At 71.5% G+C, this 15,203-nt stretch carries 14 protein-coding genes; 10 read left to right on the top strand and 4 right to left on the bottom strand.

The window, feature by feature from the left end; all coding sequences use genetic code 11:
- The first annotated feature begins 53 nt into the window (after positions 1-53).
- The 6 genes from VGX25_RS27305 (at position 54) to VGX25_RS27280 (ending at position 7,233) form a co-directional block, all read left to right on the top strand.
- On the top strand, positions 54-1,340 hold the full coding sequence (locus VGX25_RS27305; RefSeq protein WP_326920775.1) for a methylmalonyl-CoA mutase subunit beta: 1,287 nt from the start codon (positions 54-56) through the stop codon (positions 1,338-1,340).
- 20 nt (positions 1,341-1,360) lie between these two features.
- The gene (gene scpA / locus VGX25_RS27300; RefSeq protein WP_414635994.1) at positions 1,361-3,475 is read left to right on the top strand and encodes a methylmalonyl-CoA mutase; all 2,115 of its coding nucleotides are present in this window, start codon (positions 1,361-1,363) and stop codon (positions 3,473-3,475) included.
- A 3-nt stretch (positions 3,476-3,478) separates the two neighbouring features.
- On the top strand, positions 3,479-4,477 hold the full coding sequence (gene meaB / locus VGX25_RS27295) for a methylmalonyl Co-A mutase-associated GTPase MeaB (protein WP_326920773.1): 999 nt from the start codon (positions 3,479-3,481) through the stop codon (positions 4,475-4,477).
- Positions 4,478-4,487: 10 nt separating this feature from the next.
- Positions 4,488-4,799, top strand: coding sequence for a hypothetical protein (locus tag VGX25_RS27290; RefSeq protein ID WP_326920772.1), 312 nt, complete (start codon positions 4,488-4,490; stop codon positions 4,797-4,799).
- A gap of 170 nt (positions 4,800-4,969) precedes the next feature.
- Positions 4,970-6,241, top strand: coding sequence for an amidohydrolase (locus VGX25_RS27285; protein ID WP_326920771.1), 1,272 nt, complete (start codon positions 4,970-4,972; stop codon positions 6,239-6,241).
- Between the two features lie 104 nt (positions 6,242-6,345).
- Positions 6,346-7,233, top strand: coding sequence for a hypothetical protein (locus VGX25_RS27280; RefSeq protein ID WP_326920770.1), 888 nt, complete (start codon positions 6,346-6,348; stop codon positions 7,231-7,233).
- 2 nt (positions 7,234-7,235) lie between these two features.
- Here the strand turns inward: VGX25_RS27280 and VGX25_RS27275 are convergent, their stop codons facing one another.
- A complete protein-coding gene (locus VGX25_RS27275) occupies positions 7,236-7,688 on the bottom strand; it encodes a gamma-glutamylcyclotransferase (RefSeq protein ID WP_326920769.1) in 453 nt (150 codons plus the stop codon).
- A 99-nt stretch (positions 7,689-7,787) separates the two neighbouring features.
- Between VGX25_RS27275 and VGX25_RS27270 the strand changes: the two genes are divergently transcribed.
- The 3 genes from VGX25_RS27270 (at position 7,788) to VGX25_RS27260 (ending at position 10,679) form a co-directional block, all read left to right on the top strand.
- Positions 7,788-9,191 carry an NAD(P)H-quinone dehydrogenase gene (locus tag VGX25_RS27270; RefSeq protein ID WP_326920768.1) on the top strand — a complete coding sequence of 468 codons (1,404 nt, stop codon included), beginning with the start codon at positions 7,788-7,790 and terminating at the stop codon, positions 9,189-9,191.
- 98 nt (positions 9,192-9,289) lie between these two features.
- Positions 9,290-10,108 carry a hypothetical protein gene (locus VGX25_RS27265; RefSeq protein ID WP_326920767.1) on the top strand — a complete coding sequence of 273 codons (819 nt, stop codon included), beginning with the start codon at positions 9,290-9,292 and terminating at the stop codon, positions 10,106-10,108.
- A 4-nt stretch (positions 10,109-10,112) separates the two neighbouring features.
- Positions 10,113-10,679, top strand: coding sequence for a class F sortase (locus tag VGX25_RS27260; RefSeq protein WP_326920766.1), 567 nt, complete (start codon positions 10,113-10,115; stop codon positions 10,677-10,679).
- Here the strand turns inward: VGX25_RS27260 and glpK are convergent.
- Together glpK and VGX25_RS27250 are read right to left on the bottom strand one after the other, a co-directional pair.
- Positions 10,676-12,190: a glycerol kinase GlpK gene (glpK, locus tag VGX25_RS27255; RefSeq protein ID WP_326920765.1), complete on the bottom strand. Its 1,515-nt coding sequence runs from the start codon at positions 12,188-12,190 to the stop codon at positions 10,676-10,678. The two genes, VGX25_RS27260 and glpK, sit on opposite strands and share 4 nt — an antisense overlap.
- Before the next feature lie 23 nt (positions 12,191-12,213).
- The gene (locus tag VGX25_RS27250) at positions 12,214-12,933 is read right to left on the bottom strand and encodes an MIP/aquaporin family protein (protein WP_326920764.1); all 720 of its coding nucleotides are present in this window, start codon (positions 12,931-12,933) and stop codon (positions 12,214-12,216) included.
- Between the two features lie 200 nt (positions 12,934-13,133).
- On the opposite strand from VGX25_RS27250, the gene glpD reads away from it, so the two are divergent.
- Complete coding sequence (glpD, locus tag VGX25_RS27245; protein ID WP_414635992.1) at positions 13,134-14,891, top strand: glycerol-3-phosphate dehydrogenase; 1,758 nt, start codon at positions 13,134-13,136, stop codon at positions 14,889-14,891.
- A gap of 57 nt (positions 14,892-14,948) precedes the next feature.
- Here the strand turns inward: glpD and VGX25_RS27240 are convergent.
- The coding region (locus VGX25_RS27240; protein WP_326920763.1) for a hypothetical protein at positions 14,949-15,203 on the bottom strand (255 nt) is incomplete at its 5' end.

The following is a 15,203-nucleotide window of genomic DNA, read 5'->3' as shown; positions in this document are numbered from 1 at the left end:
GGTGACTGCGCTCACCTAACGTGTGACCAGCTGTTTCCGTAGCATTGTGAGATATGACATCGTCCGAGTTGGCCCTCGCCGGCGAGTTTCCGGCGGCCACCCGGCAGCAGTGGGAAGAGCTCGCCGGGGAGGTGCCCTCGAGCACCACCTACGACGGGATCACGCGGGCGCCGCTGTACACCGCCGACGACGTCCCGGCCGCCCGCGGCCCCGTTCGCCACTCCACCCGCTGGGATGTCCGGCAGCGGCACCTGACTCCCGACCGAGCCGCGGTCCTCGACGACCTGGACAACGGAGTCACGTCACTGTGGCTGGCCGGGTTGCCCGCCGGCGCGCTTTCCGAGCTGCTGCGGGACATCGACGCCCCGGTCGTCCTGGACGCGGGCGCCGGGACGCGCGCCTGCGCCGAGGTCCTGCTCGAGATCCCCGGGGCGCGCGGCAACCTCGGCGCCGACCCGATCGGCTGGCGGGCGCGCAGTGGCACCGAGCAGGATCTGGCCGACGCCGTGGACCTCGCCGTCCGGGTGGCGCGTGACTTCCCACTGCTGCGCGGCATCACGGTCGACGCCCTGCCGTACCACGAGGCGGGCGGCTCGGACGCGCAGGAGCTGGGCTGCGGGATCGCCACCGCAGTGGCGTATCTCCGCGCGCTCACGGCGGCCGGGCTGGACGTCGACGCGGCGGCGGCGCAGCTGGAGTTCCGGTACGCGGCCGGGGTCGACCAGTTCCTGACCATCGCCAAGTTCCGTGCCGCGCGGCGGTTGTGGGCCCGGATCACCGAGGTGTCCGGGGCGACTCCGGTCGGCGGGCAGCTGCACGCGGTCACGTCGCCGGCCATGCTGACCCGGCGCGACCCGTACGTGAACATGCTGCGCGGCACCGTGGCCTGCTTCGCGGCCGGTGTCGGCGGGGCGGACGCGATCACCGTGCTGCCGTTCGACTCGGCCGTCGGGTTGCCGGATCCGCTCGGCCGGCGGATCGCCCGCAACACCCAGTCGATCCTGCTCGAAGAGTCCACAGTGGGCAACGTGGTCGACCCGGCCGGCGAGTCCTGGTACGTGGAGCGGTTGACCGACGACCTGGCCCACGCGGCGTGGTCGTGGTTCACCGAGATCGAGCGGGCGGGCGGGATGCCGGCCGCGCTGGACTCCGGGCTGATCGCCGACCGGTTGGCCGAGACCTGGCGCGCCCGCAAGGAGAACCTCGCCGCCGGCGTCGACAAGATCACCGGGGTGACCGAGTTCCCCGACCCGGACTTCAAGCCGCTGCTCCGCCCGCCCGCGCCGACCCAGCCGTCCGGCGGGCTGCCGCGCGTGCGCTACGCCGAGGAGTTCGAGTGAGCGTTCCCGACTTTTCCGACATCGAGCTCGGCGAGCCCAAGCCGGTCGTCGCCGAGGTCGAGCCCACGGTATGGGAGACACCGGAAGGGATCGGCGTCAAGTCCTTGTACACCAAGGACGACCTCGCCGGCATCGACTTCCTGAACACCTACCCGGGCATCGTCCCGTTCCTGCGCGGGCCGTACGCCACGATGTACGTCAAGTCGCCGTGGACGATCCGGCAGTACGCCGGGTTCTCCACCGCCGAGGAGTCAAACGCGTTCTACCGGCGCAACCTTGCCGCCGGCCAAAAAGGACTGTCGATCGCGTTCGACCTTGCCACGCACCGGGGTTACGACTCCGACCATCCCCGGGTGACCGGGGACGTCGGCATGGCGGGCGTGGCCATCGACTCGATCTACGACATGCGCCAGCTGTTCGACGGCATCCCGCTGGACCAGATGACCGTGTCGATGACCATGAACGGCGCGGTGCTGCCGATCCTTGCGCTCTACGTGGTGGCCGCCGAGGAGCAGGGCGTTGCGCCCAAGCAGCTTGCCGGGACCATCCAGAACGACATCCTCAAGGAGTTCATGGTCCGCAACACCTACATCTACCCGCCGCGGCAGTCGATGCGGATCGTGTCCGACATCTTCGGGTACACCTCGCAGAACATGCCGCGGTTCAACTCCATCTCCGTGTCCGGCTACCACATGCAGGAGGCCGGGGCGACCGCCGACCTCGAGCTGGCCTACACGCTGGCCGACGGGGTGGAGTACATCCGCGCCGGGCTCGACGCGGGGCTGGCCATCGACTCGTTCGCGCCGCGGATCTCCTTCTTCTGGGCCATCGGCATGAACTTCTTCATGGAGGTGGCCAAGCTGCGCGCCGCCCGGCTGCTGTGGGCCAAGCTGGTCAAGCAGTTCTCGCCGGCCTCGCCCAAGTCCCTTTCGCTGCGCACGCACTGCCAGACCTCCGGCTGGTCGCTGACCGCGCAGGACGTCTACAACAACGTGATCCGCACCTGCATCGAGGCCATGGCCGCCACCCAGGGGCACACGCAGTCCCTGCACACCAACGCGCTGGACGAGGCCCTCGCGCTGCCGACGGATTTCTCCGCGCGGATCGCCCGCAACACGCAGTTGTTGCTGCAGCACGAGTCCGGCACCACGAAGGTGATCGATCCCTGGGGTGGCAGCGCGTTCGTCGAGCGGCTCACCTACGACCTGGCCCGCCGGGCGTGGGGGCACATCGAGGAGGTCGAGCGGGCCGGCGGCATGGCGCGGGCGATCGACGCCGGCATCCCGAAGCTGCGCATCGAGGAGGCGGCCGCGCGCACCCAGGCGCGGATCGACTCCGGACGGCAGCCCGTGATCGGCGTCAACAAGTACCGGGTCGACTCCGACGAGCACGTCGAGGTGCTCAAGGTGGACAACGCCGGGGTGCGGGCGCAGCAGCTGGCCAAGCTGGAGCGGCTGCGGGCCGAGCGCGACGCCGAGGCCGTCGAGCGGGCGCTGGCCGCGCTGACCAGGGCCGCGGAGGGCACCGACAACCTGGTCCCGCTGGCCATCGACGCGGCGCGGGCCAAGGCCACCGTCGGGGAGATCTCCGACGCGCTCGGCAAGGTGTGGGGCCGGCACTCGGCCCAGATCCGTACGATCTCCGGTGTGTACTCCGAGGAGGTCGGCGGTGCGTCCAATGTGGACTCCACGCGCAAGGTCGTCGACGCGTTCGCCGACGCCGAGGGGCGCCGGCCGCGCATCCTGATCGCCAAGATGGGCCAGGACGGCCACGACCGCGGGCAGAAGGTGATCGCCACGGCGTTCGCCGACCTCGGCTTCGACGTCGACGTGGGACCGCTGTTCCAGACCCCGGCCGAGGTGGCCCGGCAGGCCGTGGAGGCCGACGTGCACATCGTCGGCGTCAACTCGCTCGCCGCCGGCCACCTGACCCTCGTGCCGGCGCTGCGCGACGAGCTGGCCGCGCTCGGCCGCCCGGACATCATGATCGTCGTCGGCGGGGTCATCCCGCCCGCAGACCACGACGAGCTGTACGCCGCCGGCGCGACCGCGATCTTCGGCCCGGGCACGGTGATCGCCGACGCGGCCGCCGAGCTGGTGCGCAAGCTGTCCGAGTCGCACGGGCACGCCGGCTGATCCATGGCGCGCCGGATCGACGTCGCCGAGTACGCCAAGGGCGTGCTTGCCGCCGACCGGGGCGTCCTGTCCAGGGCGATCACCCTGGTCGAGTCCCGCCGCCCCGACCACCGGGTCCTGGCGCAGGAGTTGCTCGTCGAGCTGCTGCCGCAGGCGGGCGGAGCGCACCGGGTCGGCATCACCGGGGTCCCCGGCGTCGGCAAGTCCACGTTCATCGACGCGCTGGGCAGCATGCTGACCTCGGCCGGCCACCGGGTCGCGGTGCTGGCCGTCGACCCGTCGTCCACCAGGACCGGAGGCTCGATCCTCGGCGACAAGACCAGGATGGCCCGGCTCGCCGTGGACCCGAACGCGTTCATCCGGCCGTCGCCGACCTCGGGCACGCTCGGCGGGGTCGCCAAGGCCACTCGCGAGACGATCGTGCTGATGGAGGCGGCCGGGTACGACACCGTGCTGATCGAAACGGTCGGGGTCGGCCAGTCCGAGGTCGCGGTCGCCAACATGGTCGACTGCTTCCTGCTGCTCACCCTGGCCCGCACCGGCGACCAGCTGCAGGGCATCAAGAAGGGCGTGCTGGAGCTGGCCGACGTGATCGCGGTGAACAAGGCCGACGGCGAGCACGAGCTCCAGGCGCGCAAGGCCGCCCGCGAGCTGGCCGGCGCGCTGCGGCTGCTGCGCGCGCCGGAGGCCGGCTGGACGCCGCCCGTGCTGACCTGCAGCGGCCTGCACGGCATCGGGCTGGACGCGGTGTGGGCGGAGGTCGAGCGGCACGACCGGATGCTGTCCGAGTCCGGCGAGCTGGACGCCAAGCGCCGCCGCCAGCAGGTGGACTGGACCTGGTCGATGGTGCGCGACACGCTGCTGACCCGGCTGCACGAGCATCCCGAGGTGCGCCGGATCGCGCCGGACCTCGAACGTCAGGTCCGCGACGGGCAGCTCACCGCCACGCTGGCAGCGGAGCGCATTCTCGAGGTATTCGCGGAACGGCAAGGTCCTCGTTAGGGTGATACCCATGCGGAGCGTCACTCGAGTCCTGATCGTCGCTCTGCTGGCATTGCTCGTCGGGCTTCCCGGCGCCGTGGTAGCCGCGTCCGCGTCGGCCGGACCGGTGGCCGTCATCGGTCTGGACCAGCCGACCACCCAACCGGTGCCGCCGACCACCGCCCGGCCGGGGCCGGCGCTCACCCCGGGGCAGGAGTCCGCCAAGAGCCGGCAGAAGCTGGTCATCGGCCTCTTCGCGGCCATTCTGCTGGGAATTGTGGTCGTCGGCCGCCGCGCGCACATCAAGCGCCTGAAGAAAGCCGGGCGGGCCGTTTCCAAGTAACGGTCGTCGATCGTGATCGACTAGCCTGGCCGAAAACGTTGGGCCGTTCGGCGCACTGACCAGACCGGCGAGCCGATTGCCTACGAAATCTCGTACGAGCCTCTACCGCCCATGGTGCACCATTGCGTGAACATGACGGTAGCCAACGACACCTGCGCAGGAGGGATCGCGTGACGGTGCTCGACTCGCGGTCCGGAAAGCCGCAGGACACCGACCCCGGTGTACTCATCACCGACGACGGCGTCAGTATGCCCACTGTGGAGGACATCGGCGTTGGTCGTGGACCGGCCTGGCTGGACGACTGGTTGGTCCGCAACTCGGCGGATGTCGTGGCCTGGTACCGGCACCTGCACGCCTACCCGGAGCTGTCCCGCCAGGAGTTCAACACCACCGAGCTGGTCGCCGGGCTGCTGGCGTCGGTCGGGCTGCGCCCCACGCTGCTGCCCGCCGGCACCGGGCTGGTGTGCGACATCGGCACCGGCGACAAGTGCGTGGCGCTGCGCGCGGACATGGACGCCCTGGCGCTGACCGAGCTGACCGGGCTGCCCTACGCGTCGACCGTGGTCGGAGCCTGCCACGCGTGCGGGCACGACGCGCACACCGCGATGCTCGCCGCCGCCGGGATGGCCCTGGCGTCGGCGCCCGAGCTGCCCGGCCGGGTGCGGCTGATCTTCCAGCCGGCCGAGGAGGTCATGCCGGGCGGCGCGCTCGACGTGATCGCCGCCGGCGGGATCGACAAGGTCGACGCGATCTACGGGCTGCACTGCGACCCGCGCCTCGAGGTCGGCCGGGTCGGCACCAGGGTCGGCGCCATCACGTCCGCGACCGACCTGCTCGAGCTGCGCCTCACCTCGCCCGGCGGCCACACCTCCCGCCCGCACCTGACCGCCGACCTCGTGCACGCCCTCGGCCACGTGATCACCGGTCTGCCCGCCCTGCTGTCCCGCCGGATCGACCCCCGCTCCGGCACCGTGCTCGTCTGGGGCGCCGTCCACGCCGGCGAGGCCGCCAACGCCGTCCCGCAGGACGGCGTGCTGCGCGGCACCCTGCGCACCGGCGACCACGAGGTCTGGGAGGACCTCGAGCCCCTCGTGGCCGGCCTCGTCGAGTCCCTGCTCGCCCCCACCGGCGTCGGCTTCGAGCTGCACCACCAGCGCGGCGTCCCCCCGGTGATGAACGAGCGCGAGTGCACCCAGACCCTCCGCGCCGGCGTCGAGGCCGCGCTCGGCGAAGATGCCCTGGCCGGCACCAAGCAGTCCTCCGGCGGCGAAGACTTCGGCTGGTACCTCGAGCACATCCCCGGCTCCTTCGCCCGCCTCGGCGTCTGGTCCGGCGACGGCCACATGCCCGACCTGCACCAACCCACCTTCCGCCTCGACGAACGCGCCCTCCTCGTCGGCGTCCGCGTCCTCACCCACATCGCCCTCGCCGCGCTCGCCTGACCTTCTTTTGAGCTGTCAAGCCCGCCATCCACAGCGATCCGGTTGTCCACAGCCGACGGCCGAGGGACTCCCGGAGGCCGGCTTCGTTCGGCAGGCTGGTTCCCGTGAGCGACCTACCCGCCGGCCTCCACGGTGTCTTCCGCCGCAACGACCTGATCTTCCGGCTCGGCCTGCCCGCCGTGCGTGAGCTGCTGCGCGCGGGCCGGCTCGTCCGGTACTCCCGCACCGTCCTGATCGACCGCGGGCGGCTGCTGACCCTGCCCACCAGGGCCGCCGCGGCGCTGCTGCACGTGGGCCCGCGGTCCGCGCTCACCAGCCACACCGCCGCCCTGCTCTTCGGCTGCTCGGCCGCCGACGCCACGACCATCCACGTGGTGTGCGCCGACGACCGCAAGCTGACGCCGCGCCAGGGCCTCGCGCTGAGCCGGGGGTTCTTCGACGAGGACGAGGTGCTCGAGCTGGACGGCCTGCGGACCCTCGGGCTGGAGATCACCATCGCCGAGATGCTCTGCACGGCCGCCCGGCCGGTCGCGCTCGCCTGCACCGACCAGGCCCTCGCCGCGCTCGACCCGCCGTTTCGCGCCAACTTCCGGGCCGAGGTGGCCATGCGCCTGCGCACCCGGGCCGACCTGCGCGGCATCCGCCGCGGCGAGGCGCTCCTCGGGCTGGCCTCCGGCCGCCCCGAATCGCCGGCCGAGAGCCACATGCTGCTCACCCTCTACGACGCCGGCCTCCCGATCCCCGCGCTGCAGCACAGCATCAGCGACATCGCCGGCCGCGAGCGCTACCGCATCGACTTCGCCTGGGAGGAGCCCCGGATCGCGCTCGAGTACGACGGCCGCGACGCCCACGAGGATCGCGCCGACCAGGACGCCGACCTCCGCTCCCGCGGCTGGGTGGTCATCCGGGCGACGGCGGCCGACCTGCGCGAACCGGCCCGGCTGGTCCGGGCGCTGCGGGCCGCGTTCGCCAGGCGGCGGTATGCGGCGTGAGGTTACGGGCCGACGCCTTGGCAGGGGCGGGTGCGCAGGGCGGCGACGTAGTCGGCGGGGGCGCCGGCGGCTTCGGCGGCGTCGGCCATGACGCCGAGGTAGCGGGCGGAGGGGAGGCCGCCTTCGTAGGCGTCGAGGACGTAGAGCCAGGCGAGGACGGAGCCTTCGAGGGTCTGGACCCGCAGGCGGATCTTGGTGTGCAGGCCGAGCTCGGAGCCCTCCCAGCGGTCGAGGCGCGCCTCGTCCTCGCGGGTGACGTCGTAGAGGACCACGAAGACCTGCGCGTCCGGGTCCTCGACGAGGGTGGCGAGCGCGCCCTCCCAGCCCAGGTCCTCCCCGCCGAAGGTGAGACGCCAACCCACGAGCCAGCCGGTGCCCGCCATCGGCGAGTGCGGCGCTCGCTCCATCATCTGGGCAGGATCCATGTTGGACCCGTACGCGGCGTAGAGCGGCACGACCGACAGCGTAGCGACAGATCCGATCACATGAAGGGACGCCGCATCGTGTCCCGCGTACGGTTGGGCCTGAGAGGTGTGTGACGAGGAGGGCGTCCAGTGACCCGGATCGTGATCATGGGTGGTGGGCCGGCCGGTTACGAGGCCGCCCTGGTCGCCGCCCAGCACGGGGCCGATGTCACCGTTGTCGAGCGCGACGGTCTCGGCGGGGCCTGCGTGCTGTACGACTGCGTGCCGTCTAAGACCTTCATCGCATCGGCCGGCGCGCGCTCGTCCTTCCACAACGCCGACGAGCTGGGGATTCGCAACGACGACAAGTCGATCGGGGTCGACCTTCCCGTGGTGCACGGGCGGGTGCGGGGGTTGGCCCTCGCCCAGTCGGCCGACGTGCGCAACCGGGTGCAGCGCGAGGGGGTCCGCGTGATCAACGGGACCGCCCGGTTCTGCGACGAGCACCCGGGGCTGGCCGCCCACCAGGTCGCGGCCACCGGGCCGGACGGCAACACCGAGATCCTGCCGGCCGACGTCGTGCTGATCGCCACCGGCGCGCACCCGCGGGTGCTGCCCGGGGCCGAGCCGGACGGCGAGCGGATCCTCGACTGGCGCCAGATCTACGACCTGCCCGAGCTGCCCGAGCACCTGGTCGTCGTGGGCTCGGGCGTCACGGGAGCCGAGTTCGCCAGCGCCTACACCGAGATGGGCGTGAAGGTCACCCTCATCTCCAGCCGGGACCGGGTGCTGCCGCACGAGGACGCCGACGCCGCGGCCGTGCTCGAGGACGTATTCGCCGAGCGCGGCACCACGGTGGCCAAGCACTCCAGGGCCGAGCGGGTGGAGAAGGTCCCCGGCGGCGTCATCGTGCACCTGCGGGGCAACGGCACGGTGCACGCCAGCCACGCGCTGATGACCGTCGGCTCGGTGCCCAACACCGCCGACATCGGCCTGGACAAGGTCGGCATCGAGCCGGGGCCGGGCGGGTTCGTGTCGGTCGACCGGGTGTCGCGCACCAGCGTGCCCGGGGTGTACGCGGCCGGCGATGTCACCGGGGTGCTGATGCTGGCCAGCGTCGCGGCCATGCAGGGCCGCATCGCCATGTGGCACGCGCTTGGCGAGGGCGTCGCGCCGATCAAGCTGAAGACCGTGGCGGCCAACGTGTTCACCCACCCGGAGATCGCCACCGTGGGGATCAGCCAGCAGGCCATCGACGCCGGCGAGGTGCCGGCCCGGACGATCATGCTGCCGCTGGCCACCAACGCCAGGGCCAAGATGGAGGGCCTGCGCCGGGGCTTCGTCAAGCTGTTCTGCCGCCCGGCCACCGGCGTGGTGGTCGGCGGCGTGGTGGTGGCGCCGATGGCCAGCGAGCTGATCCTGCCGATCGCGCTTGCCGTGCAGAACCAGCTCACCGTCGAGCACCTGGCGCACACGTTCTCGATCTACCCGTCGCTGTCCGGCTCCATCACCGAGGCCGGCCGCCAGCTCATGCGCCACGACGACCTGGACTGAATTCCCGGCGCCAGGCAACCCGCCCGGCGGGTGGGCGTCTCTGTTTTCGACGATGTTGAGCCGCCCGTGGGAGCGGGCGACTATTGATGTGGGGAATCATGAAAGCAAGGCTTGTTCTCGCCTGCGCGGCTGCAGGTATCGCCACGGCCGCATTCGGGGGTACGGCGAGCGCCGAAACGACGCCCACCGGGTCGATCATATTGATGCCGAACGTTGCCAAACCGGGAGATGCCGTCACCATCATGGGCGGCTGCAATGATCCCGCGTTCACCACGGCCCCGGTCATGTCTTCGGTATTGGACGCCCCAGACCTATGGGGGAAGGATGACGGCAGCGGCGGCTGGACCCTGTTCTCGCACGCCACGGTCAAGAAGGACGCCAAGCCGGGGAATTGGCCGGTTTCCTACATGTGCGGCACTGTGAAGGTGACCGGACACCTTCGGGTCGAGGCTGCCGACGCACCCAAACCCGGACCGCGAGTCGATGTGGTTCCGGCCAAGGGTCGCGCCGGTGAGCAGATCTCGGTGCGGGTGAATTGTCCTGGGACGAAGCCGACCGCGACCTCGGCCGCATTGACTATCGGCGATCTGGTCGAGTTGCCGGACAGCCCGCCCGATCTTCCGCTTTTTGTCGGGGTCGGAACCGTGAAGGACGTCAAGCCGGGCGCCTACAAAGTCAACGCGAAATGCGACGCGGAGAAAATGTCGACGACATTCACCGTCGTCGGCAAGCCCCAGCCCGCGGCGATGGCTCAGATTCCGGTGAAGCCCAAGGGTGCGCCCGAGACCGGCGAGGTCATCAGCGAGCCCGTCGAGGACGCCTCGAGCCCCACCGCGCTCGTGCTCGGCGGGGCCGGCGTGTTGCTCGCCTCGGCGGGTGCCGGCGGCTGGCTCTACCTCCGGCGCCGGAGGGCGTGAGCCGATGCGTCGAGCCAGCCCAGCGGTTCTGGCGGCCGTGCTCGGCGCGGTGCTGCTGGCCGGCTGCGGTGCCGCCACTGGGGGTCCGCAGCCGGCCACCGGCCCACCCACCGCGTCGGCTCGGGCCGGGGTGGAACCCGCCGAGATCGGCATTCCGCGGCTCGGCGTGACCTCCTCGCTGGTCGGCCTTGGCCTCAACGCCGACCAGACCGTCCAGGTGCCGCCGGTCGACCAACCGATGCAGGCCGGCTGGTTCACCGGCGGACCGCCGCCCGGCGCGACCGGGCCCGCGGTGATCCTCGGCCACGTCAACGGCGGCGGCCACCCGGGCGTGTTCGCCCGGCTGCACGAGCTGACCGCCGGCGACGAGGTGCTGGTCCGCCGGGTCGACGGCACGACCGTGCGGTTCGTGGTGCGCGAGGTCGATCAGGTGCCCAAGGCGAAGTTTCCTACCGACGCCGTCTACGGGGACACCACGGGCCCGGAGCTGCGGTTGATCACTTGCGGCGGCGCCTTCGACCGGACCGCCCGCAGCTACCGGGACAACGTGATCGTCTATGCCGCGGTCTAGTCCTCCGCCTCGACCCAGTCGAAGGTCCTGGTGACCGCCTTCTTCCACTGCTTGTAGGTCTTCTCCCGGCTGGCCTCGTCCATGGCCGGGTGCCACTCCTTGTCCTTGGCCCAGTTGTTGCGCACGTCGTCCTCGCCCTGCCAGTAGCCGACGGCGAGGCCGGCGGCGTACGCGGCGCCGAGGGCGGTGGTCTCGGCGACCACGGGGCGGATCACCGGGACGCCGAGGATGTCGGCCTGGAACTGCATGAGCAGCTCGTTGCCGACCATGCCGCCGTCGACCTTCAGCGACGTCAGCGCCACGCCGGAGTCGGCGTTCATCGCGTCGATCACCTCGCGGGTCTGGAAGGCGGTGGCCTCCAGCACCGCGCGGGCGAGGTGGCCCTTGTTGACGTAGCGGGTCAGGCCGACGATCGCGCCGCGGGCGTCGGAGCGCCAGTATGGGGCGAACAGGCCGGAGAACGCCGGCACGAAGTAGGCGCCGCCGTTGTCGTCCACGGACCGGGCCAGCGCCTCGATCTCCGGCGCCGAGCCGATGATGCCGAGGTTGTCCCGCAGCCACTGGACGAGCGCGCCGGTGATCGCGATGGCGCCCTCGAGGGCGTACACCGTGTCCTGCGAGCCGATCTTGTAGCAGACCGTGGTGAGCAGCCCGTTCTTGCTCAGCACCTGCTCGGTGCCGGTGTTGAGCAGCACGAAGTTGCCGGTGCCGTAGGTGTTCTTGGCCTCGCCGGGGGACAGGCAGGCCTGGCCGAACGTGGCCGCCTGCTGGTCACCCAGGATGCCGGCGATCGGCACCCCGGCGAGCACGCCGCGCTCGCGCACCCGGCCGTACTCCTCCGACGAGGAGCGGATCTCCGGCAGCATCGCCAGCGGAATCCCGATCTCGTCGGCGATGTCGGGGTTCCAGGACAGCGTCTGCAGGTCCATCAGCAGGGTGCGCGAGGCGTTGGTCGGGTCGGTGACGTGCACGCCGCCCTCCGGCCCGCCGGTCATGTTCCACAGCACCCAGGTGTCCATGTTGCCGAACAGCAGGTCGCCGGCCTCGGCCCGGTCGCGCGCACCCTCGACGTTGTCCAGGATCCAGCGGATCTTGGGGCCGGAGAAGTACGTGGCAATCGGCAGCCCGGTCTTGCCGCGGTAGCGCTCCTGCCCGCCGCCCAGCGCGCCGAGCTCGGTGCAGATCCGGTCGGTCCGGGTGTCCTGCCAGACGATCGCGTTGTAGACCGGCTTTCCGGTGGTGCGGTCCCACACCACGGCGGTCTCGCGCTGGTTGGTGATGCCGACCGCGGCGATGTCGGTCGGGGACACGTCGGCCTTGGCCAGCGCGCCGGCGGTCACCTCCCGGGTATTGGTCCAGACCTCCTCGGGATCGTGCTCGACCCAGCCGGCCCTTGGGAAGATCTGCTCGTGCTCCTTCTGGTCGACGGCGACGACTTCGCCGGCATGGCTGAAGATCATGCAACGGGTCGACGTCGTGCCCTGGTCGATCGCTGCCACATAGGAGGTCATCGGCTGATCGCCTCTTTCGGTCGTCAGGTGGCGGACGGGAGAAGCTGGTAGACGAGTCCGGCAAGCACCCCACCGACGATAGGACCGACCACCGGAACCCACGAGTAGTTCCAGTCCGGGCTGCCCTTGCCCGTGATCGGCAGCACGGCGTAGGCGATGCGCGGCCCGAGGTCGCGCGCCGGGTTGATGGCGTACCCGGTCGGTCCACCGAGCGAGGCGCCGATGCCGATGACGACGAGGGCCACCGCGGCGTAGCCGAGCGCCAGGTTGGTCGACGGGTTGAGGACGATCCAGAACACCAGGACGAACGTGCCGATGATCTCCGTCGCCAGGTTCCAGCCGTAGTTCGGCACGGTCGGGCCGGTCGAGAAGATCCCGCGGGTGTTCGCCGGCTCGTCGTGGGTGTCGAACTGCAGCTTGTAGGCCGCCCAGCACAGCACGGCGCCGAGGAACGCGCCGACCATCTGGCCGAGCAGGTACGCGGGCGCCATTCCCCAGCCGAACGGGGAGTCCCCCTTGGCCAGCAGGCCGAGGGTGACCGCCGGGTTGATGTGCGCTCCCGACGGGTTGGCGATGCTCGCGCCGACCAGCACCGCGATACCCCAGCCGATGTTGATCAGCAGCCAGCCGCCGGCCGTGCCGAGGGTGCGTTTGAGCACCACGTTCGCGACCACGCCACAGCCCAGCAAGGTCAGCGCCGCCGTGCCCAACAGCTCCCAGAGGAAGATCTCGCCGAAGTTCATGCATGGCCTCCCGCGAACGGTGGAGGGCGGGCAACGGCGCTGGCCTGGGCCGGCGTCGATGCCTACCCGTGAGTCGCCCGGACGCTAATCGAACCAAGGTCAACCTGTCTACGGAGCGCGCGACTGCGGAGATCGAAATGACCCGAATGGACTCACACACGGCGGGCCCGGTGCCCCGCCTTGGCGGTAGCGTGGTTCGCGTGGTCGACCGCAAGGGTGATGCGACCGCCGGTGCCACGGCGGACACGATCGGTGGACGGCTGGGTCCGGCGGATCGGGAGGCTGCCTGGCAGCGCCTCGGCTCGGAGACGTTCGACATCGTCGTGATCGGCGGCGGCGTCGTCGGCGTGGGCACCGCGCTGGACGCCGCCACCCGCGGGCTGCGCGTGGCGCTGGTGGAGGCCCGCGATCTGGCCTCGGGCACGTCCAGCCGGTCGAGCAAGCTGTTCCACGGCGGGCTGCGCTACCTCGAGCAGCTGGAGTTCGGCCTCGTGCGGGAGGCGTTGCGGGAGCGGGAGCTGATGCTCACCCGGCTGGCCCCCCACCTGGTCAAGCCGGTGAGCTTCCTCTACCCGCTCACCCACCGGCTGTGGGAGCGGCCGTACACCGCGGCCGGGCTGCTGCTCTACGACCGGATGGGCGGCGCCCGCTCGGTGCCCGGCCAGAAGCACCTCAGCAAGGCCGGCGCGCTGCGGATGGTGCCGGCGTTCAAGCGGGACGCGCTGGTCGGCGGGATCCGCTACTACGACGCGCAGGCCGACGACGCGCGGCACACCATGACCGTGGCCCGCACCGCCGCCCACTACGGCGCGGTGGTGCGCACCTCGACCCAGGTGGTCGGCATGGTCCGGGAGGCCGACCGGATCTCCGGCGTCCGGGTCCGCGACGTGGAGGACGGGCGGGAGACCGAGGTCCGGGCGAACGCCGTGATCAACTGCACCGGCGTGTGGACCGACGAGCTGCAGCGGCTGGCCGGCACCAGGGGTCGGTTCAAGGTGCGGGCAAGCAAGGGCGTGCACATCGTGGTGCCCAAGGACCGGATCGTGTCGGAGACCGGGATCATCCTGCGCACCGAGAAGTCCGTGCTGTTCGTGATCCCGTGGGGCAACCACTGGATCGTCGGCACCACCGACACCGACTGGAACCTCGACCTGGCCCACCCCGCGGCCACCGAGCACGACATCGACTACATCCTCGAGCACGTCAACTCGGTGCTGGCCACCCCGCTGACCCACGAGGACATCGAGGGCGTCTACGCCGGGCTGCGGCCGCTGCTGGCCGGGGAGAGCGAGGAGACCTCCAAGCTGTCCAGGGAGCACGCCGTGGCGCGGGTGGCGCCCGGGCTGGTGGCCATCGCCGGCGGGAAGTACACGACGTACCGGGTGATGGCCGCGGACGCGGTCAACGCCGCGGCGGTGGACGTGCCCGGCCGCCTGCAGCCGTCGATCACCGACAAGGTGCCGCTGCTCGGCGCGGACGGCTACCACGCGCTGGTCAACCAGGTCGACCAGCTCGCCGCCCGGCACGGGCTGCACCCCTACCGGGTCCGGCACCTGCTCGACCGGTACGGCTCGCTGGTGCACCAGGTGCTCGCGGTCGCCGAGGGCCGGCCGGACCTGCTGCGCCCGCTCACCGCCGCCCCGGACTACCTCCGCGTCGAGGTGGTGTACGCGGCCAGTCACGAGGGTGCGCTGCACCTGGAGGACGTGCTGGCCAGGCGCACCCGCATCTCCATCGAGTACCCGCACCGCGGGGTGGACACCGCCGAGGAGGTCGCCGGGCTGATGGGCGACGTGCTCGGCTGGGACGACGCCCGGCGGGAGCGGGAGATCAAGGTGTACAACGCCCGGGTCGAGGCCGAACGCGAGTCCCAGACCCTGCCCGACGACCAGGCCGCAGACGCGCGCCGGTCGGCCGCCCCGGAGGCCCGCCCGGAGATCCTCGAACCCGTCTCCTGACCCGCGTGTTGGCCGCGCACGACGCCAACACGGCGACGCCAGGCGCCAACACGCCGGTCAGTGGGGGCCTTCGCCGATCACGTTGGGCGGCAGGTTGTGCTCCTCGCCGTCGATCGACACCTGCTCGGTGACCCGCTCGTCCTCCCGGGAGCTCCACCGGCCGCGGTTCGGGCTGGTGCCGCCGCGCACCTCGGGCTCGGGTCCGTCGCCGAACCACTGCCCGGAGCCGATCGTCTCCACGCCGAACCGGCGCAGGCCGGCCCGGTCCGCGGAGCTGCCCGTGGTGGAGGAGTTGGTGCCGGCGGCGGCGCC

The sequence above is a fragment of the Actinophytocola sp. genome (assembly GCF_035942955.1).
GTDB lineage: Bacteria > Actinomycetota > Actinomycetes > Mycobacteriales > Pseudonocardiaceae > DASYTH01.
This window is presented reverse-complemented; position numbering and strand designations above follow the sequence as displayed.